The 20902-nt window shown below is 58.8% G+C and carries 20 protein-coding genes and 3 pseudogenes; 10 read left to right on the top strand and 13 right to left on the bottom strand.

Features of this window, described 5'->3' with window-relative positions; genetic code table 11:
- Window positions 1-24: 24 nt before the first annotated feature.
- A pseudogene (locus C4J87_RS12795) lies at window positions 25-356 on the bottom strand (O-methyltransferase); the annotation flags it as partial.
- A gap of 247 nt (window positions 357-603) precedes the next feature.
- Window positions 604-1770 carry a restriction endonuclease gene (locus C4J87_RS12790; RefSeq protein ID WP_124368967.1) on the bottom strand — a complete coding sequence of 389 codons (1167 nt, stop codon included), beginning with the start codon at window positions 1768-1770 and terminating at the stop codon, window positions 604-606.
- Window positions 1771-1930: 160 nt separating this feature from the next.
- On the opposite strand from C4J87_RS12790, the gene C4J87_RS26120 reads away from it, so the two are divergent.
- Window positions 1931-2098, top strand: a complete 168-nt coding sequence (locus tag C4J87_RS26120) for a hypothetical protein (protein WP_164487658.1) — start codon at window positions 1931-1933, stop codon at window positions 2096-2098.
- A gap of 47 nt (window positions 2099-2145) precedes the next feature.
- Here C4J87_RS26120 and C4J87_RS26695 read toward each other — a convergent pair.
- The 4 genes and pseudogenes from C4J87_RS26695 to C4J87_RS12775 all read right to left on the bottom strand — a co-directional run.
- Window positions 2146-2622 (bottom strand): annotated as a pseudogene (locus C4J87_RS26695) (methyl-accepting chemotaxis protein); the annotation flags it as partial.
- 111 nt (window positions 2623-2733) lie between these two features.
- Window positions 2734-3411, bottom strand: a pseudogene (locus C4J87_RS26690) (PAS domain-containing protein); the annotation flags it as partial.
- Window positions 3412-3618: 207 nt separating this feature from the next.
- Window positions 3619-3984 carry a response regulator gene (locus C4J87_RS12780; RefSeq protein ID WP_124367081.1) on the bottom strand — a complete coding sequence of 122 codons (366 nt, stop codon included), beginning with the start codon at window positions 3982-3984 and terminating at the stop codon, window positions 3619-3621.
- Window positions 3981-6164: a PAS domain S-box protein gene (locus C4J87_RS12775; RefSeq protein ID WP_124367080.1), complete on the bottom strand. Its 2184-nt coding sequence runs from the start codon at window positions 6162-6164 to the stop codon at window positions 3981-3983. Before C4J87_RS12775 ends, C4J87_RS12780 begins: the two co-directional genes overlap by 4 nt.
- 267 nt (window positions 6165-6431) lie before the next feature.
- Between C4J87_RS12775 and C4J87_RS12770 the strand changes: the two genes are divergently transcribed.
- Window positions 6432-7022 carry an acyl-homoserine-lactone synthase gene (locus C4J87_RS12770; RefSeq protein ID WP_124367079.1) on the top strand — a complete coding sequence of 197 codons (591 nt, stop codon included), beginning with the start codon at window positions 6432-6434 and terminating at the stop codon, window positions 7020-7022.
- 47 nt (window positions 7023-7069) lie between these two features.
- Here C4J87_RS12770 and C4J87_RS12765 read toward each other — a convergent pair whose 3' ends face one another.
- A complete protein-coding gene (locus tag C4J87_RS12765; protein ID WP_124367078.1) occupies window positions 7070-7795 on the bottom strand; it encodes an autoinducer binding domain-containing protein in 726 nt (241 codons plus the stop codon).
- A gap of 402 nt (window positions 7796-8197) precedes the next feature.
- Here C4J87_RS12765 and C4J87_RS12760 point away from each other — a divergent pair, with 402 nt between their 5' ends.
- From C4J87_RS12760 to phzG, 7 genes are read left to right on the top strand one after another with little or no spacing between them, the layout of a single operon-like run.
- Window positions 8198-8689, top strand: coding sequence for a PhzA/PhzB family protein (locus C4J87_RS12760; RefSeq protein ID WP_124367077.1), 492 nt, complete (start codon window positions 8198-8200; stop codon window positions 8687-8689).
- A gap of 25 nt (window positions 8690-8714) precedes the next feature.
- Window positions 8715-9203 (top strand): PhzA/PhzB family protein, encoded by a 489-nt coding sequence (locus C4J87_RS12755; RefSeq protein ID WP_124367076.1) that lies wholly within the window; start codon window positions 8715-8717, stop codon window positions 9201-9203.
- Window positions 9204-9226: 23 nt separating this feature from the next.
- Window positions 9227-10447, top strand: coding sequence for a 3-deoxy-7-phosphoheptulonate synthase (locus tag C4J87_RS12750; protein WP_124367075.1), 1221 nt, complete (start codon window positions 9227-9229; stop codon window positions 10445-10447).
- Window positions 10444-11067, top strand: coding sequence for an isochorismatase family protein (locus C4J87_RS12745; protein ID WP_124367074.1), 624 nt, complete (start codon window positions 10444-10446; stop codon window positions 11065-11067). The genes C4J87_RS12750 and C4J87_RS12745 overlap by 4 nt, the downstream gene beginning before the upstream one ends.
- Before the next feature lie 20 nt (window positions 11068-11087).
- Window positions 11088-12977: an anthranilate synthase family protein gene (locus tag C4J87_RS12740; protein WP_372238444.1), complete on the top strand. Its 1890-nt coding sequence runs from the start codon at window positions 11088-11090 to the stop codon at window positions 12975-12977.
- Window positions 12978-12979: 2 nt separating this feature from the next.
- Window positions 12980-13816 (top strand): PhzF family phenazine biosynthesis protein, encoded by an 837-nt coding sequence (locus tag C4J87_RS12735; protein WP_124367072.1) that lies wholly within the window; start codon window positions 12980-12982, stop codon window positions 13814-13816.
- Window positions 13813-14481: a phenazine biosynthesis FMN-dependent oxidase PhzG gene (gene phzG, locus C4J87_RS12730; RefSeq protein WP_124367071.1), complete on the top strand. Its 669-nt coding sequence runs from the start codon at window positions 13813-13815 to the stop codon at window positions 14479-14481. The genes C4J87_RS12735 and phzG overlap by 4 nt, the downstream gene beginning before the upstream one ends.
- Window positions 14482-14527: 46 nt before the next feature.
- Here the strand turns inward: phzG and C4J87_RS12725 are convergent, their stop codons facing one another.
- Both C4J87_RS12725 and C4J87_RS12720 read right to left on the bottom strand, forming a co-directional pair.
- Complete coding sequence (locus C4J87_RS12725) at window positions 14528-14743, bottom strand: 4-oxalocrotonate tautomerase family protein (RefSeq protein WP_124367070.1); 216 nt, start codon at window positions 14741-14743, stop codon at window positions 14528-14530.
- A gap of 19 nt (window positions 14744-14762) precedes the next feature.
- Window positions 14763-15503: an SDR family NAD(P)-dependent oxidoreductase gene (locus C4J87_RS12720; protein WP_124367069.1), complete on the bottom strand. Its 741-nt coding sequence runs from the start codon at window positions 15501-15503 to the stop codon at window positions 14763-14765.
- Window positions 15504-15624: 121 nt separating this feature from the next.
- On the opposite strand from C4J87_RS12720, the gene C4J87_RS12715 reads away from it, so the two are divergent.
- The gene (locus C4J87_RS12715; protein WP_124367068.1) at window positions 15625-16536 is read left to right on the top strand and encodes a LysR family transcriptional regulator; all 912 of its coding nucleotides are present in this window, start codon (window positions 15625-15627) and stop codon (window positions 16534-16536) included.
- Window positions 16537-16970: 434 nt separating this feature from the next.
- On the opposite strand, the gene C4J87_RS12710 is transcribed toward C4J87_RS12715, so the two are convergent.
- The 4 genes from C4J87_RS12710 to C4J87_RS12695 all read right to left on the bottom strand — a co-directional run bounded on the left by C4J87_RS12710 (window position 16971) and on the right by C4J87_RS12695 (window position 20743).
- The gene (locus tag C4J87_RS12710) at window positions 16971-17747 is read right to left on the bottom strand and encodes an alpha/beta fold hydrolase (protein WP_124367067.1); all 777 of its coding nucleotides are present in this window, start codon (window positions 17745-17747) and stop codon (window positions 16971-16973) included.
- 22 nt (window positions 17748-17769) lie between these two features.
- Entirely contained in the window at window positions 17770-18270 is a 501-nt protein-coding gene (locus C4J87_RS12705) for a cytochrome P460 family protein (protein WP_124367066.1), read from the bottom strand.
- A gap of 14 nt (window positions 18271-18284) precedes the next feature.
- Window positions 18285-19358, bottom strand: a complete 1074-nt coding sequence (locus C4J87_RS12700; protein WP_124367065.1) for an alpha/beta fold hydrolase — start codon at window positions 19356-19358, stop codon at window positions 18285-18287.
- 62 nt (window positions 19359-19420) lie between these two features.
- A complete protein-coding gene (locus tag C4J87_RS12695; protein WP_256680085.1) occupies window positions 19421-20743 on the bottom strand; it encodes an epoxide hydrolase family protein in 1323 nt (440 codons plus the stop codon).
- Window positions 20744-20902 lie beyond the last annotated feature (159 nt).

The raw sequence follows: 20902 nt of genomic DNA, 5'->3' as shown, positions 1-20902 counted from the left end.
CCCGAGGCCCGGCGAGGTGATGACTCAGCCCAGACGCATCGATACTTCGATGTCATCGCCGAACGGCACGCTGAGATAACCGTTCTGCGGCGAGCGCACGTGAGCCAGGTATTCCGGGCAATAGTCAGTGTTGTCGGCGATCACCAGTGCACCGGGGCGCAGGTGTTTTTCAACCAGACTCAATACGTCGCCATACAACGCCTTGGCGCCATCGAGCAGCAACAGATCGACCGTCCGCGGCAGGTTGCTGGCAAGGCTGTCGAGTGCATCGCCTTCGCGAATTTCAATCAGGTCACTGACGCCACCTTCTACAAAGTGATGCCGCGCCAGTTCAATCTTCACGGTTCGAATTCGCTAGTTCGGATCGACCAGACGAGCGGAAAATCTCGTCCATGAACATAACTCGATGAACAATCGCATTCGTTTTGAGCTATTGAGCCAAGTGCAGTGCGCTGGGGGGCGTCTTATGAACATCTGACATCGCCCACTTGTTAAATAAAGCATTACGGTATGGTCGAGATCTGCATCGTCTTTATTGTTACGGATCTCGAAACCGCACCGACGTCGCTGGACTAAAGTTTTTGCCCCGAAGGACATCTACTTTTAAGCACTCTCTTCCTCGGCCTGGAAAACCTCTATGAGCTTTTGATTGTAGTCATCCAGATAGCTTTGAAGCCCATCTCGATCGATCAGCCGAACGCCTGCTGTGCTGGCCAACTCCTTGGCCGACTTCGTGTAGTAGGAATTGGTGACAACCATGGCCTCGTCGCAACCGTAAAAGGCCTTAGCGGAAATGGCTTGCTGCACAGCCGCGTTACCGACTGAGCCAGAGTAGTTCTTGGCCTGGATAACCATGTTTTTACCGAAGCGACTGACAAAAAGATCGGCACCTTGATCAGCCGTCTTCTTGGTCTCTTTGACGTCGTAGCCGATCGTTTGGAAGATCTCAACCAGGAAGGCTTCGAATTGAAACCCGTCCATGGCATCCACCAAGTACATGGTGATGAACTGGTTCGGATTGAAATGCTCGAGCTGCGATCCCAGCCGCTCGACGAGGATATCGAAATAGATCTCCTCGCAGAGGCTCAGACCATTTCGAAAGGCTTGCAGCGGCAGGAGTGGAACCCCGGATGTGGTCGATGATTGGGGGTTGAATTGAACATTGGGGAATGGAACGTCATTTTCCCATAGGTAGTAATAGAACAAAGCCAAGTCAGACCTGAACGTCGTCCCTGCCTCTTCAATCCAAGAACGTAAGGTGTCGGCAAGGTCAGTTCGAATGTGTCTGGTCAATTCTCTGGAGAAGCCCAGATAGGCAGAGTTGAAGGCGGTGGTCTGCAAAAGCTTGTCCAAGAGAGATGGAAGCCCTTCAAGCTCGTCAAAGCCTTTGCGTATCAAGACTTCTCTGAACAATTCCCTCTCGCTATACACACCATCCAATCGCGGCCCAGGTACACCCGCGTCATCGCTGCTACCTGCGCTTTCGCGAGTCGTGTGAATGAAGTTCGTGAAGTATGGCTGCTTCAGCTCCGCGTACTTCCTCAAGACGTTGTTCAAAAGATCGTTGAGCTGGGCTTGCTCCTTCTTCTTCCCGAAAAAGTCCTGAATCAAGCCTTTGGATCTGTATTGAAAGTCGGGATAAAACGAAGGATCCAGTGGCGTGAGGTGTCGCAACGTGATCTCTGATGAAGGTGAAACTTGAGAACCCATGCACCACGGGCATGCGATCTCAAAGGTAGTTCTGTTGCATCCATTGCATTGGTAAATCATCGCACTCATCCCTTTCATGATTCGTCACGCAACCTGTGCGTTCTCATGCTTGCGACAATATCTGAGTGCCATTAGCACGTCCACGCATGAGTGTCGGCGTCATTTCATCCGCACCAATGGTTCGTCCACCTTTAGCACTCCCCTCCTCCAAGGACATTTCATGACTTCAAAGTTTCAGCGCTACGCAGATGACGAAATTTCAGATCCAAGCATCCGAATGCCTGGTCAAATTTTGGCAACCAGCACCAACCAATATCCGATTGACGTCGTTGTTTCTCGCTGGAAAAAACACCTGATCGAGCCGTCTGCTGCTCACGAATGGACATGAACATGATCCGTACCCTCACAATTTAAGTACGCACCTGTTCCAACCTTTTACCCAACCCAACTGACCGCAGTTTTGGGAATCACTTCTGACTCGTCGAGTTTGGAGGCGAACATGCTCACTGCCGCGACGGCGTCGCTGGTGCCGCTGCGGATCTGCAATATCACCGAGCCGGCCTGATCGGCCAGGCCTACGCCGCGTTGCGCGCCCTCTTGAGTAGCGTTCATGCTGGCGACTGCATCGCGGGTTTCAGAAAGGATCTTGCCGATCATTTCGGCAATTTCTGCAGTCGAGCGACTGGTGCGCCCTGCCAGTTGTCGGACTTCGTCGGCCACTACCGCAAAGCCTCGGCCCTGATCGCCCGCTCGAGCGGCTTCAATGGCGGCGTTGAGGGCCAGCAGGTTGGTCTGATCAGCGATACCGCGAATGGTATTGACGATCGCCGTGATCTGTTCGGAACGGTCACCCAGCTGACCGACCAGCCGCGCCGACGCACCAATGTTTTCGGCTATCTGGCGCATCTCTCTGGCTGTTTCCTGGATGACTTGGGCGCCCTGTTCGGCGACTTTCTCAGTCTCGGCGGAAATATGGTACGCCCGGGAAGCGCCGCGCGAGTCCTCTTCAAAGCGCTCGATGCGCGCGGTGATATCACTGGCGAACTTGACGATCTTCGATAATTTGCCGTCAGCGTCATACACCGGGTTATAGGTCGCTTCCAGCCAGACTACCCGTCCGTTTTTGCCGATACGTTTGAACTGGCCACTGAAAAACTCGCCGGCATTCAATCGACGCCAGAAGTCGCTGTATTCGCTGCTATTGATCAAGCTTGGCTCGCAAAACAGCCGGTGGTGCTTACCCTTGAGCTCGTTCAGGCCGTAGCCCATGGTGTGTAGAAAGTTGTCGTTGGCCGAGAGGATATTGCCAGTTAGATCAAACTCAATCACAGCCATGGCGCGATCCAGCGCGGCCAGTTTGCCCCGCGCCAGCGCTTCTTGAGCGACTTTTTCAGTCACGTCCAGTGCATACTTGACGATCCTGTTCACTTGACCGCGCTCGTCGAGCACCGGGTTGTAACTGGCTTCAAGCCAGACATTCTGCCCCATCGCGTTAATTCGCTGGAAAGTACCCGACACGAATGTACCGGCACGCAGTTGCGCCCAAAACTGGCTGTAATCCGCGCTGCGGGTTAACGCAGGGGTGCAGAAGTCCCGATGCGACTTACCAGGCAATTGGTCAGCGCTATAGCCCATGGTGGCGAGAAAATTATCGTTGGCTCGCAGCACCTTTCCGTCCAGATCAAACTCGACCACCGCCATAGAGCGGCCCAGTGCTTCGAACAATCCCTTGTAACCCACTACTTCGGCCTTCCTGGCCTCCAGTTCATCTTTTATAGTTTTATTGAACATGGACTGACCCTCGGTTTACCGCCAACGGATACGACTTGAATAGATATCGGCGGTCAATCGGGCAACTGAATGGCGCCCTACACAATTATGATTTGACGTCAATAAACCGCGCTCTGATCACGCCTCATTCAACGCCAGCGCCATCTTCAACCGAAGATCGTCTTCCGCAAACGGCTTATGCAAAACCGGACAGCCAGCAAACTCCTTCGGCAGGCCGCTGGCTCCATACCCCGTGCTGAATAAAAACGGAATATTGCGCGCACGCAAAACGCTGGCAACCGGAAACACGCGTTCTCCCGCCAGGTTCACGTCCAGAATCGCCAGGTCTACGTCGAGCACACTGGCCTTTTCGAGTGCCTTCGCGAGTCGGGCCACGGAGGCGACTACCGTGCATCCCATGTCTTCGAGCATTTCCTCGATCAACATCGCGATGGCGCCTTCGTCTTCAACCAACAGCACCCTGATCCCTGGGAACACGGTCATGGTGTGTTCTCAACGACCATAAACGAGAAGCGGCAGTGAACGCCCTCATGGGCAAAGTCGAGTTCAAAAGAACCGTCTAGATCACGCTCGATGCAGCGCTGCATCAAACGTGAACCCAACCCTTTGCGTTCTGGCGTGATCACCGCAGGGCCGCCCTCCTCGCGCCAGTCCAGGGTGAGTAGCGCGCCGTCCGGTTGGGGTTGAACGCTCCAGTTCACGTAAAGTGTCCCGGTCTCGTTCGACATCGAACCGTATTTCAGGGCGTTGATTGCCAGCTCATTGAGGGTCATGGTGAGGCTCAGGGCGACGCGGGTGTCCACATCGATGGCATCACCGGCGATCATGATGCGCCCAGGTTCATCGCCGAATACCGGCATTAGCACTTCATGGGCCAGCACGCTCAGCGGAGTGTGGCCCCAATGCCGCTTCGTCAACAGGTCGTGGGCACGCGACAACGCGAGCAGCCTGGCTTCGAAGCGGACATAACCTTCGTTGGCATCCTGCGCGCTGCGCGCGGTTTGCGCCGCCAGAGACTGGACCGTAGCCAGGGTGTTCTTGACCCTGTGATTGAGTTCATCGATCAGGTTTTTCTGTCGGTCTTCTGCCTGCTTTCGCTCAGTAATGTCCACGAGCATGTTGATCGCACCGATCAGGTTTCCGTCGGCATCGTGCAGAGGGGTCGGATACGGCGCAAAGGACACGCGAGTGCCGTCCGGGCGTTCCGCAATGGCCTCGACGCCCCGCACCGGCCGATTTTCCCTGAGCGCCACGGCCATCGGGCATTGGTCGTGAGGCAGATACGTGCCATCGGTGTTGAACAGTTTCCAAGTGACGCACCACAGGTCGCCCAGTTGCGGTGTGCGCCCCGACAACTCGACGGCCGCGCCGTTATAGAAGTTGATGCGCCCTTCGGCGTCGGTGGTGTAGACGGCCGCCGGCAGCGCCTCCAGCAGGTTGCGCATGTGTCGCTCGCTTTCGCGCACGCGGTGTTCCATCTCTCGGGCCAGCGTCACGTCCTGGATGACCCGTACGCCGTAGCGGAACCTGCCATCGGCAGCCCTGACCGATGAGCTGTGAATATCCAGATAGATCGGCTGGCCATCGAGCTTTACGGCCCGTTTGCGCAACACGTAATTGTCCAGTTCGCCCGCCACCTGCCGTGCGTATAACGCCGCGTCCTGCTCGACACTGTCTGGATGGGTGTAGTCCAGGAAGGTCATCGCCAGCAGTTGTTCGCGAGACCGACCGAGCATGGTGCACAGGGCATCGTTCACCCGCAGCAGGCGACCGTCCTCCCCTGCTTCCGCAATGCCGATGGTCGCCGCCTCGTAAGTCGCCGCCAAGCGGTCATCGCTTTCCTGGCGCTCGGTTTCGGCGTCGTGCACGCGGGTCACGTCGATAGTGAAGCAACGGGTATTGAAGAATTTGCCGTTTTCAAAGCGCCCATTGGATGTAATCGCGACATGCTTGATGGTGCCGTTCTTGGCTTTTAGGCGCGCCGGATAGCTGTTCAGGCAATCGCCGCTGCCAAGCTTGGTGAGGATGTCACCGATAACCGGCTCATCCACATGGAATTCGGTGATATGACGGCCGATGTACTCGTCCGCTGAATAGCCCAGCAGCGATAACTCGGCTTTGTTGGCCCGCAGAATAATGCCTTCGCCGCTGACGATATGAAGGCCCACGGTGCTGTTTTCGAAGAAGTCTTCAAGATCGCAGCTTTTACGTCGCAGTTCTTCGGCGATGGCGTGGTGCGTCGAGACATCCTGAAAGCAGTTGATTGCGCCCTGGATGTGTCCCTCCCGGTCTCTCAGCGTGCGGATACTCATGAGTGCCACGAATCGCGATCCGTCAGGGCGCTCGATCAAGACTTCCTGGTTACGCGCGCACTGGCCCGCGTTGAGGGTCGAGGCCATCGGGCATTCGTCAACGGCCAACGGCGTGCCACCTGTGGAATAAAGGCGATAAGAACCGCAGAAGCGGTCTCCGCCCTCCCCCAGCGCCGGTGTCCTGCCCCACAGCTCGACCGCTTCGCTGTTGAACCTGATGAGCCACCCATCGCGGTCACATAGGTAGATAGCCCCAGGAATGGCATCGAGCGTGCGGGTTCCCATCGCGACCAGGCTCTCGTACTCGCTGGGCTCGCGCGCGTCCCTGGGGCGCTCATCAAAATTCAACATCGTTCATTCCTCAAACACCTGATTGGAACGCATCTGTTTCCACCGTCTTGGGGCCTACTCTGCCTGAGACGGCGTTCCACTTCAGATAAATCTCATTTCACCCGGAAAGATCTTTTCTGAGCCTGCAATGGACGCTAGATCATTATGGGTTTCGGTAGTTCAGTAAAAATGGCGCATAGAGCCCACTACAAGATCTTGTAGGTGCCAAGCCTCTACAAGTCCTCTATAAAAACCCGCACTTGCCCCCTCCCCCAAGGACATCCTGTCATGCACATGGAAGAGCATACGCTGAGCGAAATGAGTGACGAGCTCAAACTCATGTTAGGTCGCTTTCGGCACGAACAATTCGTCGAGAAACTTGGATGGCGATTGCCCATCCAGCCGCACCAGGCCGGTTGTGAGTGGGATCAATACGACACGGAGCACGCCCGCTACCTCCTGGCGTTCAACGAGCATCATTGCATTGTAGGCTGCGCCCGCCTGATACCCACAATATTCCCCAACCTGCTGGAGGGCGTCTTCCGCCATACCTGCGCCGGCACACCGCCCAAGCATACCGCTATCTGGGAAATGACACGTTTCACCACCCGCGAACCGCAATTGGCCATGCCTTTGTTCTGGAAAAGCCTCAAGACCGCCAGCCTGGCAGGCGCCGATGCCATCGTCGGCATCGTCAACAGCACGATGGAGCGCTATTACAAAATCAATGGGGTCAACTACGAACGCCTGGGGCCGGTCACCCTGCACCAGGACGAAAAAATCCTCGCGATCAAACTCTCGGCTCACCGTGAACACCACCGTGGTGCGCGCATGCCTTCAGCCTTCACGTCCGGGGCGTTTCTGGAAGAGACCGTATGATACCGGCCGAGTCGTCCTGCTGGACGACTCGGCGCAGTCGATGAACCTCAGATATAGCCCAGCGCGACCGCGTAAGACACGGCCTGCACGCGGTTGCTGGCACCGAGTTTGCGTTGGATATTGCGGTGATGGTAATTCACGGTGTCGGTGCACACGCCCATGATCACGCCAATTTCTTCCGAGGTCTTGCCGTCTGCGGTCCAGCGCAACACATCACATTCCCGCTCGCTGAACTCAACATCGGTGTTGAACACACGAACGTCGCTTTCCAACTCGGAAATTTTCGCCAGGGCCGCCGCGGCAAACGCTTTGGTCACCGGCTTCAGCGCTTCGAACTCCTGAAGACTGATGACATTGTCCTTGCGTGCCAGGCTCAACACCCCGACACGCCCCTGGGTGTTGAACGAAGGTTGTGCCAGGCCGTGGCGTAGATTCGAATCGTTGGCTTCAGACCACAGCTGCGGGCAACCCCGGAACAGCTCATTGCTCCACAAAATAGGGGCCGACGAGACTTTGCTGTGTTTCACCGTAGGGTCGATCGTTGCGTAGTTAGCTGCCTGATAGCGCTGTATCCAGTCTTCGGGATAATTGCTGTACATATGGGTTCTGGGCCGCATGAACGGCGTCACACTGCACATGCCATAAGCAAAGAAATCAAACCGCAGTTCACGCAAGACCCTCAATGAAACCGCTGTGAATTCCTCCATGTTCATGGTTTGCGCAAAGATACTGTAAAAATAAGCATCCCATCCCAACAGCTGTCCTAATTCCATTTTGAACACCTATAAAGCTCGAAAGGAATCGTGAGACTAAAGCAACCTGAACTCATGTCAAACACAAAATTCCAGCGCTATAGACTGCTTCGCACTAGCACTAGATTTCTTATGACTAACCCAACTAACTAGCCATAGGCCACTGTTTCTCGGCCGACGAATGAACCTGCCCCTTCATAATAATGCAACAACCTGTCCGACAGCCCGCACCGCCCCACTCAGGCTTGAGCCACTACAAGATCTGGTAGTTCCAAGCCCAGGAAATGCAGGTGTATAAACAACACCGCTCGGAACAGCCGCGAAGGCACGACAGTTAAAACAACTGTTAGATACGGCCACGCGCAATTAACTAAATATTTACTTGATTTTTAAATCTTAATCCAACTAAGGAGAACGCTGCCCATGCCTGCCTCGCTTATCACTGGCGGTTTTAATGATCAGCTCGAACTTCGCCAAAAAAATCGCGCCACGGTTGAACAGTACATGCGCACTAACGGCGCAGATCGCCTGCGCCGGCATGAGCTGTTCACGCCGGATGGCAGTGGCGGCTCCTGGAACACCGAAACCGGTCAGCCCCTTGTGTTTAAAGGCCACGCAAAACTCGCCGCCCTCGGCGTGTGGCTGGACAAGTGCTTTCCAGACTGGCAGTGGCACAACGTCCGGGTGTTTGAAACCGACAATCCCAACCATTTCTGGGTGGAAAGCGACGGTCGCGGCAAGTCCCTGGTGCCCGGTTACCCGGAGGGGTATTGCGAAAACCATTACATCCATTCCTTCGAGCTGGACAACGGCAAGATCACGCAAAACCGTGAATTCATGAACCCCTTCGAACAACTTCGCGCCTTGGGCATCCCGATTCCAAGCATCAAGCGTGAAGGGATCCCCGCCTCATAAGCCCTTTATCCATTGGAGATTGAGCATGTCTACCAGCGCAGCACAACAACTGACAACTAATGACACTGAACTACGTCGCAAGAACCGCGCCACGGTCGAGCAATACATGCGCACCAAAGGCCAGGATCGCTTGCGCCGTCATGAACTATTCACTGAAGACGGTTCCGGCGGCTTATGGACCACGGATACTGGCGCTCCGATTGTAATCAGTGGCAAAGCCAAATTGGCCGAACACGCTGTTTGGTCACTCAAGTGCTTCCCGGATTGGGAATGGTACAACGTCAAAGTGTTTGAAACCGATGACCCTAACCATATTTGGGTCGAGTGCGATGGTCACGGCAAGATTCTCTTTCCGGGTTACCCGGAAGGGTATTACGAGAATCATTTTCTGCACTCCTTCGAACTGGAGGACGGCAAAGTAAAACGCAATCGTGAATTCATGAACGTCTTTCAACAACTGCGCGCCCTGGGTATTGCGGTACCGCACATCAAGCGTGAAGGCATCCCTACTTAATCCTTTGGGAGAGTGATCGCATCATGGAAGACTTACTGAAACGGGTTCTAAATTGTGAAGCGTTCCAGCAGCCTCAATGGAGCGAACCCTCACAATTGCATGACGCACAGGCCTACCTCAGGGACAGCGCGTCACTGATTCGCGTCGAAGACATTCTGGTCCTGCGTGCCACCCTGGCGAGGGTCGCGGCTGGCGAAGCGATGATCATCCAGTGCGGCGACTGCGCCGAGGACATGGATGAAAGCGCGCCCAGCCATGTAACGCGCAAAGCCGCAGTGCTGGACATCCTGGCCGGTGCGTTCCGGCTGGTAACCCAGCAACCGGTGGTGCGGGTGGGGCGGATTGCCGGGCAGTTTGCCAAGCCGCGTTCCAACCACAGCGAACGCATCGGCGATGTCGAGTTGCCGGTGTATCGCGGTGACATGGTCAACGGTCGCGAGGCAGTCAGCGGCCATCGCCAGCATGATGCGCAGCGCCTGGTGCGCGGCTATCACGCTGCGCAGGACATCATGCAACACCTGGGGTGGAAGGACCCGGCCGGCAAGGAGCCGCTCAGCGGTTCTCCCGCCTGGACCAGCCACGAAATGCTGGTGCTCGACTACGAACTGCCGCAAGTGCGCCAGGACGAGCAGGGCCGGGTATTTCTCGGCTCAACCCACTGGCCGTGGATTGGCGAGCGTACCCGCCAGTTGACCGGCGCTCACGTAGCCTTGCTCAGCGAAGTGCTCAACCCGGTGGCCTGCAAGGTCGGCCCGGACATCACCCAGGACCAGCTGCTGAGCCTGTGCGAGCGCCTGGACCCCAGGCGCGAACCCGGCCGGCTGACGCTGATCGCCCGCATGGGCGCCCACAAGGTCGCCGACCGCCTGCCACCGCTGGTTGAAGCGGTGCGCCGTGCCGGCCACCAGATCATCTGGCTCAGCGACCCGATGCACGGCAACACCATCGTCGCGCCCTGCGGCAACAAGACCCGCATGGTGCAGACCATCACCGAGGAAATCACCGCCTTCAAACATGCCGTGACCTCCGCTGGTGGCGTGGCCGCCGGCCTGCACCTGGAAACCACCCCCGATGACGTCAGCGAGTGCGCCTCCGATGCCGCCGGCCTGAACCAGGTTGCCAGCCACTACACAAGCCTGTGCGACCCGCGCCTGAACCCCCGGCAAGCGATTGCTGCGGTGATGGCCTGGCAAACCTGCCCTCCTCCACCCCTGGTTCCCTCTGACTGGAGTTTGTCGCCATGACCGGCATTCCATCGATCGTCCCTTACGCCCTGCCCACCTCCCGCGACCTGCCCTCCAACCTAGCGCAGTGGCGTATCGACCCCGAGCGCGCCGTGCTGTTGGTGCATGACATGCAGCGCTACTTCCTGCGGCCCCTGCCCCAGGCCCTGCGTGAAGAGGTCGTGAGCAATGCCGCGCGCATTCGCCAGTGGGCCGCCGACAACGACGTGCCAGTGGCCTACACCGCCCAACCGGGCAGCATGAACGCCGAGCAACGCGGGCTGCTCAAGGATTTCTGGGGCCCAGGCATGCAGGCCAGCCCGGCCGACCGCGAGGTGGTCGACGCCCTCACGCCCAAACCGGGTGACTGGCTGCTGACTAAGTGGCGCTACAGCGCCTTCTTCAATTCCGACTTGCTGCAACGCATGCACGCCGGCGAGCGCGATCAGTTGATCCTGTGCGGGGTGTATGCGCATGTCGGGGTACTGATTTCCAGCGTGGATGCCTACTCCAACGACATCCAACCCTTCCTCGTGGCCGACGCGATCGCCGACTTCAGCAAGGAGCATCACTGGATGGCCATGGAATACGCCGCCAGCCGTTGCGCCATGGTCATCACCACCGACGAGGTGGTGCTATGAGCCAAGCCGCCGCCCGCCTCATGGAACGCATCCTGCAACCGGCGCCCGAACCGTTTGCCCTTTTGTACCGTCCGGAATCCAGCGGCCCCGGGCTGCTGAACGTGCTGATCGGCGAGATGTCGCAGCCACGGGTCTTGGCCGATATCGACTTGCCTGCCCCGTCGATCGGTGCCCCGCGCCTGGATGTACTGACGGTGATTCCCTACCGCCAGATTGCAGAACGCGGCTTCGAGGCGGTGGACGATGGGTCACCGTTGCTGGCGATGAACATCACCGAGCAGCAGTCCATCGGCATTGAGCAGTTGCTGGCGTTGCTGCCCAACGTGCCGATTCAATTGAACAACGAACGCTTCGACCTCAGCGACGCCACCTATGCCGAGATCGTCAGCCAAGTGATCGCCAACGAAATCGGCTCCGGGGAAGGCGCCAACTTCGTGATCAAGCGCACCTTTCTGGCCGAGATCAGTGAGTACGGCCCGGCCAGTGCGCTGTCGTTCTTTCGTCATCTGCTGGAGCGGGAAAAAGGCGTCTATTGGACATTCATCATCCACACCGGCAGTCGCACCTTTGTCGGCGCGTCCCCCGAGCGCCACATCAGCGTCAAGGATGGGCTCGCGGTGATGAACCCCATCAGCGGCACCTATCGCTACCCGCCCGCCGGCCCCAGCCTGACCGACGTCATGGACTTCCTGGCTGATCGCAAGGAGGCCGATGAGCTGTACATGGTGGTCGACGAAGAGCTGAAAATGATGGCGCGCATCTGTGAAGACGGCGGGCACGTGCTCGGTCCTTACCTCAAGGAAATGACGCACCTGGCCCACACCGAGTACTTCATCGAAGGCAAGACCCGCCGCGATGTGCGCGAGATCCTGCACGAAACCCTGTTCGCCCCGACGGTTACCGGCAGCCCGCTGGAAAGCGCCTGCCGGGTGATCCAGCGCTATGAGCCGCAAGGCCGTGCGTACTACAGCGGCATGGCCGCGCTGATCGGCAGCGATGGTAAGGGCGGACGCTCCCTGGATTCGGCAATCCTGATTCGCACCGCCGACATCGATAATAGCGGGCAGGTACGCATCAGCGTGGGTTCGACCATCGTGCGCCACTCCGAGCCGCTGACCGAAGCCGCCGAAAGCCGGGCCAAGGCCGCCGGCCTGATCGCCGCACTGAAAAACCAGGCACCTTCGCGCTTCGGTGGCCATCTGCAGGTGCGCGCAGCATTGGCCAGCCGCAATGCCTACGTCTCGGATTTCTGGTTGATGGACAGCCAGCAGCGCCAACAGACCCAGGCCGACTTCAACGGGCGGCATGTGCTGATCGTCGATGCCGAAGACACGTTCACCTCGATGATCGCCAAACAGCTGCGGGCGCTGGGCCTGGTGGTGACGGTGTGCAGCTTCAGCGACGAGTACAGTTTTGACGGTTACGACCTGGTGATCATGGGCCCCGGTCCTGGCAACCCAAGCGATGTTCAGCTGCCGAAAATCGACCATCTGCACATGGCCATCCGTTCCTTGCTCAGCCAGCAGCGGCCGTTCCTGGCGGTGTGCCTGAGTCATCAGGTGCTGAGCCTGTGCCTGGGCCTGCAGTTGCAACGCAAGGCCATTCCCAACCAGGGCGTGCAAAAACAGATCGACCTGTTCGGCAACGCCGAACGGGTGGGTTTCTACAACACCTTCGCGGCCCAAAGTTGCAGTGACCGCCTGCACATCGACGGCATCGGCACGGTCGAGATCAGCCGCGACAGCGAGACCGGCGAGGTCCATGCCCTGCGCGGGCCGTCGTTCGCCTCCATGCAGTTTCATGCCGAGTCGCTGCTGACCCAGGAAGGCCCGCGCATCATCGCCGACCTGCTGCGGCACGCCCTCATCCACGCACCTGTCGACAGCACCGTTTCGGCCGCCGGGAGATAACCATGCACAACTACGTCATCATCGACGCCTTTGCCAGCGTGCCGCTGGAAGGCAATCCGGTCGCGGTGTTCTTTGACGCCGACGACTTGCCGGCCCCGCAGATGCAACGCATCGCCCGAGAAATGAACCTGTCGGAGACCACCTTCGTGCTCAAGCCACGTAATGGTGGGGATGCGCTGATCCGGATTTTCACCCCGGTCAACGAACTGCCCTTCGCCGGCCACCCGTTGCTGGGTACGGCCATTGCCTTGGGTGCGCACACCGACAATCACCGGCTGTACCTGGAAACCCAAATGGGCACCATCGCGTTTGAACTCGAGCGCCAGAACGGCAGCGTGATCGCCGCCAGCATGGACCAGCCGATCCCGACCTGGACGGCCCTGGGCCGCGACGCTGAATTGCTTGAGGCCCTGGGCATCGGCGAGTCGACCTTTCCCATCGAGATCTATCACAACGGCCCGCGCCATGTGTTCGTCGGCCTGCCGAGCATTGAAGCCTTGTCGGCCCTGCACCCCGACCATCGCGCGCTGTCCAGCTTCCACGACATGGCCATCAACTGTTTTGCCGGCGCGGGACGCCATTGGCGCAGCCGGATGTTCTCGCCGGCCTACGGCGTGGTCGAGGATGCAGCCACCGGTTCTGCTGCCGGGCCGTTGGCGATTCACCTGGCGCGCCATGGCCAGATAGCGTTCGGCCAACCCGTGGAGATTTTGCAGGGGGTGGAAATCGGCCGCCCTTCACTGATGTTCGCCAAAGCCGAGGGCAGCGCCGACCAACTGACGCGAGTCGAAGTATCCGGTAATGGCGTCACGTTCGGACGGGGGAGCATTGTGTTATGAACCTTTCACTGCAAGGCAAGCCGCTGCTGGGTAAAGGCATGTCGGAATCCCTCACCGGCACCCTGGATGCGCCCTTCCCCGAATATCAGACGCTGCCCGCCGATCCCATGAGCGTGCTGCACAACTGGCTGGAGCGTGCGCGCCGCGTGGGCATCCGCGAACCCAAGGCCCTCGCGCTGGCCACCGCCGACCGCCAGGGCCGGCCCTCCACGCGGATCGTGGTCATCAGTGAAATCAGCGACGCCGGGCTGTTGTTCAGCACCCATGCCGGCAGCCAGAAAGGCCGTGAACTGACCGACAACCCGTGGGCGTCGGGTGTGCTGTATTGGCGCGAGACCAGTCAGCAGATCATCCTCAACGGCCAGGCCGCGCGCCTGCCAGATGCCAAGGCCGATGAAGCGTGGCTCAAGCGCCCGTATGCGACGCACCCGATGTCATCGGTATCGCACCAGAGTGAAGATTTAGAGGACGTGCAAGCCATGCGCAACGCCGCCAGGCAACTGGCCGAGGCGCAAGGCCCGCTGCCACGTCCCGAGGGGTATTGCGTGTTCGAGTTGCGCCTTGAATCGCTGGAGTTCTGGGGGAATGGGCAGGAGCGCTTGCATGAGCGATTGCGCTACGACCGCAGCGATACGGGCTGGAGGGTGCGGCGTTTGCAGCCCTGAAGCGTGCGGCCAACTCACGCTCCGAACGCAGGCGCTGCTGGGAAGGCTATGGCTTAAGGGCGTTTTCCTTCACTCGCAGCGCCGTGATGGTCTCGCCGGCAACACCCCAGTTGTCGGTGGGCACCTCGTCAATCACCACGAAGGTCGATGCCGGCGGCTTGTTCAGCACGCTGTGCAACAACGCAGTCACACCTTCGATAAGTTGACGCTTATGCTCAGCGGTCACGCCTTCCTGAGTCACTTTGATGTTTACGTACGGCATGTGCCTGCTCTCCTATTGTTCACCAGGTTCCGGCTGTAGCGCCGCCATCCACGGGCAGGATCGCGCCGCTGACGAATGAGGAGTCGGTCAGATACAGCACCGCATCGACCACATCCTGAGGCGAGCCGATACGGCCACTCGGGCTCATGCCCTTGAGCGCAGCATGGAGTTGCTCGCTGTCGCCATGCATCGGCGTGTTGATAATGCCCGGCGCCACCGCATTGACCTTCACCTGCGCCGCCGCCAGCTCAAGGGCGAGCCCCTGCACGGCATGATTCAGGCCGCCCTTGATCAGCACTGGCAACAGTGCCGGAACCTTGATATTGGGCTGCATGGCTATGGATGCCGTAATCGCAATGATGTGACCGCTTTGGTTGGCGGCCATATGCCTGGCTGCCAGTTGGGCTGGGTAGAAAAAGCCCTTCAGGTTAGTGTTGATCATGGCGTCCACATCGGCCTCGGTGTATTCACCTACCGGCTTGGGGATGAAGATGCCGGCGTTGCTGATCAGGATGTCGACCTTGCCGAAAGCAGCCACGGCCTGATCGAACAAGGCCTGTGCGGTTTCCGGCTTGGCGATATCGCCTGCCACGAGGATGAAATTGGAAGGATTGCCCAGACGAGCAGCGGCTTCCTGCAGCCGAGCGTGTGTGCGGGCGTTGCCGACTACGTTGTCACCGCGCTCAAGGTAGGCCTTGGCGATGGCAAACCCCAGGCCGCTGGACGCGCCCGTGACGATAACAGTTCGTGCTGCTTTCATAGATGCTCCGCCTGTTGAGGCATTTAATGTGGATGAGGCTGCACTCTAAATGACAACCTGGCGTTGAAAAATGGTGTAGAAAGCATTTCAATTGATACCCCATGTAATGAATAAGAGTGCCATGAGCCGCTATTTCGATGACATCAACCTGGGCAGTATCGAGCTGTTCTGCCTGACCGCCGAAAGTGGCAGCTTCACGGCTGCATCCACCAAGGCAGGCGTGAGCCCGGCGGCAGTGAGCCGCTCGATCGCCCGGCTGGAGGCGCGCCTGGGCGTGGTGTTGTTTGTGCGCACCACGCGGCAAATGCGCCTGACAGAAGGCGGCCGCGCCTACTATGAGCAATGCCAGCAGGCATTGACCCAACTGATAGAGGCTGAACGGGAGATCACCGGTGCCCAGGATGCACCGTCGGGGCGGATACGCATCAGCGCCCCTACTCCCTATGCGCACTATCGGCTGCTGCCCCTGCTGCCGAGCTTCCGCCAGCGTTATCCCCACGTAAAAATCGACATTCATGTGAGCAATCGCAACATCGATTTCGTAGAGGAAGGTTTCGACCTCGCCATCAGAGGACGGCAACCGGACGACTCCGGCTTGATCGCCAGGCGTCTTGAAGACACGGAACTGTTGGTGGTTGCCACTCCCGATTACCTGAAACGCGCCGGTATACCGCAGACCCCGACAGACCTGAACGGCCATGAATGCATCCAGTTCGAAATGCCCAGCAGCGGGCGCAGGTCGCTATGGGCATTTAACATCAACGGCCAGAAGGTGGAATTGGAAACCTCGGGCAACTACACCTGCCAGAGCGACTTCCTCGCTACTGCAACCCTGGCCAAAAGCGGTGCGGGCCTGATGCAGGCGTACCGTTTTACGGTTCAGGACGAGTTGGACAGCGGCGCCCTGCAAGCGGTGCTGACCGAGTACGGCGGTACGACCCGGCCATTTTTTCTGATATTTCCGCAAAAAAGGCACCTGCCGCTGCGTGTCAGGGTGTTTATCGACTATTTGATGGAGCATCTGACGCGTTGAATATTACGTCAGGCAAGGCATAGCACCTTGATCAAGCGCCGAAGTGCCAGACCCATAGCAGCCGTTACCGCAGCAACGGATAGGTACTCGCTCTGATCCACATTTCTGGTCGGCTGTCAGGCCGCCATCGGGGCCCCTCCTACATTTGGTTCTCTGTAGCCCTGGCAGGCTGTGTCAAACCTTAAGCCATCAGTGAGCCAACCAGAGCCGTGATCGCCATTTGGAGATACGCGGCATTTTTATGCCTGGAATACAATCTCAGCAACACCATCAAACACATGTGGGAGGGGGCTTGCCCCCGATAGCACTGGTCCAGTCAATTCATAGTTGACTGATACACCGCCATCGGGGGCAAGCCCCCTCCCACATTTGGAACGCGGAGCGTCAGTTAGAAAGGCTTCGACTTCTAAGGCGCCAACATCGCCAACTGCTCATCATTTCGCAGACGCGGCCCTCTCGATCAAGCGAGCAACGGGCCCCGGGTTTGAAACCATCACCACATGGGAGGCGCCCTTCACCACTTCCACGGCTTTAGCCTCCGCTCGCTTGGCCATGAAGGCCAGTGCCTGGGGCGGAATGTTCTTGTCCTTGTCGCCGTAGATAGCCCAGCTTGGAATGTGCTTCCACGCCGGCGTGGCAAACGGCTCATTCAGCGCGGCTTCGGTGACCGGACGCTGGGTGGCGGCCATCACTGCCGCTTCAGCGGCGGGCACGTCAGCGGCAAATTGCGCGTGGAATTTGTCCTGCTGGATGTACAGATCCTTGCCACCCTCACTCAATGGCACCGGTGCCGCGAGGGTTGGCCCCAAGGTGCTGCCGGGAAACTTGCCAGCCAGGCCGGCGACGGTTTCGCCGGTGTCCGGGGCGAACGCACTCACGTAGACCAGCGCCTTGACGTTGGCCTGGTCATTAGCCGCTTCGCTGATGACGTTACCGCCGTAGGAATGCCCTACCAGCACCACGGGTGACTTGATACTCGCGATCAGTGACGCAACGGATGCGGCATCACTTTTCACACTGCGCAACGGGTTTGCTGCGGCGACGACGGTGTAGCCATCCTTTTCGAGGATCTTGACCACGCCGTTCCAGCTCGAGGCGTCGGCGAAGGCGCCGTGAACAAGTACGACCGTTGGCTTCTCAGTCTGCGCGAACGCGTCAGCACCGACCAACACAGAGGCAGCGACTGCCAGTGAGGCAATGATTTTCTTCATGGAGAACTCCTTGAACTTGGGGTTATGGGGCGTACCGGGTGAACACGAAATCATGGTTTTTGACGCGCGCTTGATGACAGGCAAAACACGTCTCGTGCTGAGCCTGGTCGACCGCTTTGCCGTTGATAAAACGCCCAAAGCCCCACCCACCGGTCGCCGCGTACTGCTTCGAATCCTTCACCATGACTTGAACCGTGGTGGTCGCGCCGGGTATCGAGGCGGGCTCGAATTCCGGCGACTGGACGTGCTTCCACGCCAGTTTCACCAGCACCGTGCCATCGGGAAACGGCAGCGCTGAATCCTGGTAGGCCTTGATTGCCAGGTTATTGCCGACCACGGCGCGCAGTTCATCCAAGGGCGCGGCTTCCTGCGCTGGCGCAATCAGCGGCCACTGGCGATAGCCTTCGGGAATCTTCACGCCGTAGATTGGTGAAGCGTCACCGCCAGCGGAATCGCCCATTGCGAGGCCAGTGACGGTGAGCGCAAGCGCTGCAACAGCCCCGGACAGATGCATGAGTTTCATGGTGACGCTCCCTGTCAGAGATGATCGGCGTCAATCACCGCCTGGGCGAACGCCCGCGGCGCTTCTTGAGGCAGGTTGTGGCCTATTCCACCGCTGATAAGGCGGTACTCATACTTGCCGGTGAAACGTTTTGCGTACGCTTCAGCCGGTGGATGAGGGGCGCCGTTCGCGTCGCCTTCCATCGTGATGGTCGGCACGCTGATGGAAGGGAATGCCGCCAGCTTCTTCTCGATCGCGTCGTACTTGGGCTCGCCTTTGATCAAGTCGAGGCGCCAGCGGTAATTGAAAATCGACACAGCCACGTGATCCGGGTTTTGCAGGGATGCCGCGCTGCGGTCAAAGGTGGCGTCGTCGAAATTCCACTTTGGCGACGCCAGCTTCCAGATGAGCTTGGCGAAGTCATGGGTGTTTTTCTCGTAGCCCAGACGCCCGCGCTCGGTCGCGAAGTAGAACTGGTACCACCACTGCAACTCGGCGGCGGGTGGCAGTGGGGCTTTGCCCGCTTCCTGGCTGCCGATCAGGTAACCACTGACCGCCACCAGGGCTTTCACGCGTTCCGGCCACAGTGCGGCAACGATATCCGCAGTGCGGGCACCCCAATCGAATCCACCAAGCACCGCTTTGTTGATTTTCAATGCGTCCATGAAGTCGATCAGGTCGGTCGCCAGTGCAGCGGGTTGCCCATTGCGAACGGTCTTGGCCGAGAGAAAATGCGTGTCGCCATACCCACGGGCAGACGGGATCAACACCCGATAGCCCTTGTCCGCCAAAGCCGGCGCGACATCAGCGAAGGCGTTGATATCGTAAGGCCAGCCGTGCAGCAAAATGACCACCGGGCCGTCGGCGGGGCCGAGTTCCGCGTAGGAAACGTCCAGCAGACCCGCTTTCACATGCTTGAGGTCACCCAGCGAAGTGTGAGCGCCCGGCGTAATAGCGGCCACCGTGGAGGCCGGTACGTCAGCAGCGCTGGCCTGGGCAAACCCTGCCGCCACGGCGCCCAATTGCAGCAACGCTGCTGCCAGTAGCGAGGGGGCAAAACCCCGCAGGCGGCCGGATTTATTCTGGTTGTTCAGCAAGGTCATCTCCATGATGTTTCTCCGTAGCGAGCCGCCGCATAACGGCCCGGTGTATTGACAGGGTTGGGTAGGCGTTACTGAGCGGTCTTCGTTACGCCGAGCTTGGCGCGCAGTGGCCGGAAGGCCTCACGCAATTCTTCGCTGAACAATTGCGGTTGTTCCCAGGAAGCGAAGTGACCGCCCTTGTTAACCTGGTTGTAGTAGGCCAGTGAGGGGTAAGCGCGTTGCGCCCAGCTTTTGGGTGCCTGATAGATTTCGTGGGGGAAGACCGTGATTGCCACCGGCACCTTGATACTCGCGGTTTTCTGCGCGGCGGCGCTGAAATTGTTGTTGTTGTTTTCCCAGTAGAAACGCGATGACGATGCGCCGACGTTTGTCAGCCAATACAGGCTGATGTCGTCCAGCATCTCGTCACGGGTTAGTACCCGTTCAGGCTGACCGTTGCTGTCGGTCCAGGCGGCGAACTTTTCGTACATCCACGCCGCCGTACCGGTGGGCGAATCGGCCAGCAGGTAGCCGATGGTTTGTGGGCGGGTCACCATCATCGCGCCGTATGCCGCGTTGCGGCCGAAGAAGGTACTCAGGGACTCAAACGCCTTGCGCTCAGGCTCGCTGAGCCCGACGGGTGCCGGGTCGCCACTGTTGATCGGCTTGACCAACTCAGGCGGGATGGTGGCCGGCATGTTCAAGTGAATGCCCAACAGACCCGGCGGATTCAGGCGACCCAGTGCATCCGATATCACCGAGCCGTGATCACCACCCTGGGAAACATAGTGGGAGTATCCGAGACGCTTCATGAGCACATCCCACGCCTTCGCGACGCGATCCGGCCCCCAGCCCAATTCAGTGGGCTTGCCGGAAAAGCCGTGACCGGGGATCGAGGGAATGATCACGTCGAACGAATCTTCGACCTTACCGCCGTAAGCCACAGGGTCGGTCAGCGGGCCGATGGTCTTCAGGAACTCGAACTGCGAGCCCGGCCATCCGTGTGTCAGCAGCAGCGGCATTGCATTCGGGTTGCGCGAGCGGACATGGATGAACTGAATATCCACGCCGTCGATGGTGGTGATGAATTCAGGCAGCGCATTGAGCTTCGCTTCGGCCTTGCGCCAGTCATAGCCGTTGCCCCAATACTTCACCAACGCCTGAACCTGGGCCAACTGCACGCCTTGGGAGACGTCATTGACCGTCTCTTTGTCTGGCCAGCGGGTCGCGGCGATGCGCTGTTTGAGATCGGTCAGTTGAGCTTCATCGACATGAATTCGGTAAGGCCGAATCGATTCGGGTTGGGTCGCGGCGGAACTGGCAACTGACGCCTCGGCGGCCCAGACACCGCCGCTGCCTGCGAACAGGGCCAAACCAAACACGCCCATCCTCACGGGGTTTTTCCAGGGCATAACGAGATCTCCGAGCGTTAGATGAGCCATCAGTTGAAGAGGGACTGCGCCTTCTCGATGGGTTCATTTAACGCCCCGCAGGTATCCGGTATGTGTCACCAACCGCCTTGAACGAATCACTGTGTATCGGGCCGGGGCACAGATACAAAACGATACAAA

Origin of the sequence: Pseudomonas sp. R1-43-08 (assembly GCF_003852255.1) — a bacterium.
GTDB lineage: Bacteria > Pseudomonadota > Gammaproteobacteria > Pseudomonadales > Pseudomonadaceae > Aquipseudomonas.
The sequence above is the reverse complement of the archived record's forward strand: the minus strand, read 5'-3'. Positions and strand labels throughout refer to the sequence as shown.

Coding starts and splice junctions, on each gene's coding strand:
- C4J87_RS12790 (WP_124368967.1), bottom strand. CDS start 1,770: ATGATTTACCAATGCAATGGATGCAACAGAACTACCTTTGAGATCGCA.
- C4J87_RS26120 (WP_164487658.1), top strand. CDS start 1,931: ATGACTTCAAAGTTTCAGCGCTACGCAGATGACGAAATTTCAGATCCA.
- C4J87_RS12780 (WP_124367081.1), bottom strand. CDS start 3,984: ATGACCGTGTTCCCAGGGATCAGGGTGCTGTTGGTTGAAGACGAAGGC.
- C4J87_RS12775 (WP_124367080.1), bottom strand. CDS start 6,164: ATGTTGAATTTTGATGAGCGCCCCAGGGACGCGCGCGAGCCCAGCGAG.
- C4J87_RS12770 (WP_124367079.1), top strand. CDS start 6,432: ATGCACATGGAAGAGCATACGCTGAGCGAAATGAGTGACGAGCTCAAA.
- C4J87_RS12765 (WP_124367078.1), bottom strand. CDS start 7,795: ATGGAATTAGGACAGCTGTTGGGATGGGATGCTTATTTTTACAGTATC.
- C4J87_RS12760 (WP_124367077.1), top strand. CDS start 8,198: ATGCCTGCCTCGCTTATCACTGGCGGTTTTAATGATCAGCTCGAACTT.
- C4J87_RS12755 (WP_124367076.1), top strand. CDS start 8,715: ATGTCTACCAGCGCAGCACAACAACTGACAACTAATGACACTGAACTA.
- C4J87_RS12750 (WP_124367075.1), top strand. CDS start 9,227: ATGGAAGACTTACTGAAACGGGTTCTAAATTGTGAAGCGTTCCAGCAG.
- C4J87_RS12745 (WP_124367074.1), top strand. CDS start 10,444: ATGACCGGCATTCCATCGATCGTCCCTTACGCCCTGCCCACCTCCCGC.
- C4J87_RS12740 (WP_372238444.1), top strand. CDS start 11,088: ATGGAACGCATCCTGCAACCGGCGCCCGAACCGTTTGCCCTTTTGTAC.
- C4J87_RS12735 (WP_124367072.1), top strand. CDS start 12,980: ATGCACAACTACGTCATCATCGACGCCTTTGCCAGCGTGCCGCTGGAA.
- phzG (WP_124367071.1), top strand. CDS start 13,813: ATGAACCTTTCACTGCAAGGCAAGCCGCTGCTGGGTAAAGGCATGTCG.
- C4J87_RS12725 (WP_124367070.1), bottom strand. CDS start 14,743: ATGCCGTACGTAAACATCAAAGTGACTCAGGAAGGCGTGACCGCTGAG.
- C4J87_RS12720 (WP_124367069.1), bottom strand. CDS start 15,503: ATGAAAGCAGCACGAACTGTTATCGTCACGGGCGCGTCCAGCGGCCTG.
- C4J87_RS12715 (WP_124367068.1), top strand. CDS start 15,625: ATGAGCCGCTATTTCGATGACATCAACCTGGGCAGTATCGAGCTGTTC.
- C4J87_RS12710 (WP_124367067.1), bottom strand. CDS start 17,747: ATGAAGAAAATCATTGCCTCACTGGCAGTCGCTGCCTCTGTGTTGGTC.
- C4J87_RS12705 (WP_124367066.1), bottom strand. CDS start 18,270: ATGAAACTCATGCATCTGTCCGGGGCTGTTGCAGCGCTTGCGCTCACC.
- C4J87_RS12700 (WP_124367065.1), bottom strand. CDS start 19,358: ATGGAGATGACCTTGCTGAACAACCAGAATAAATCCGGCCGCCTGCGG.
- C4J87_RS12695 (WP_256680085.1), bottom strand. CDS start 20,743: ATGCCCTGGAAAAACCCCGTGAGGATGGGCGTGTTTGGTTTGGCCCTG.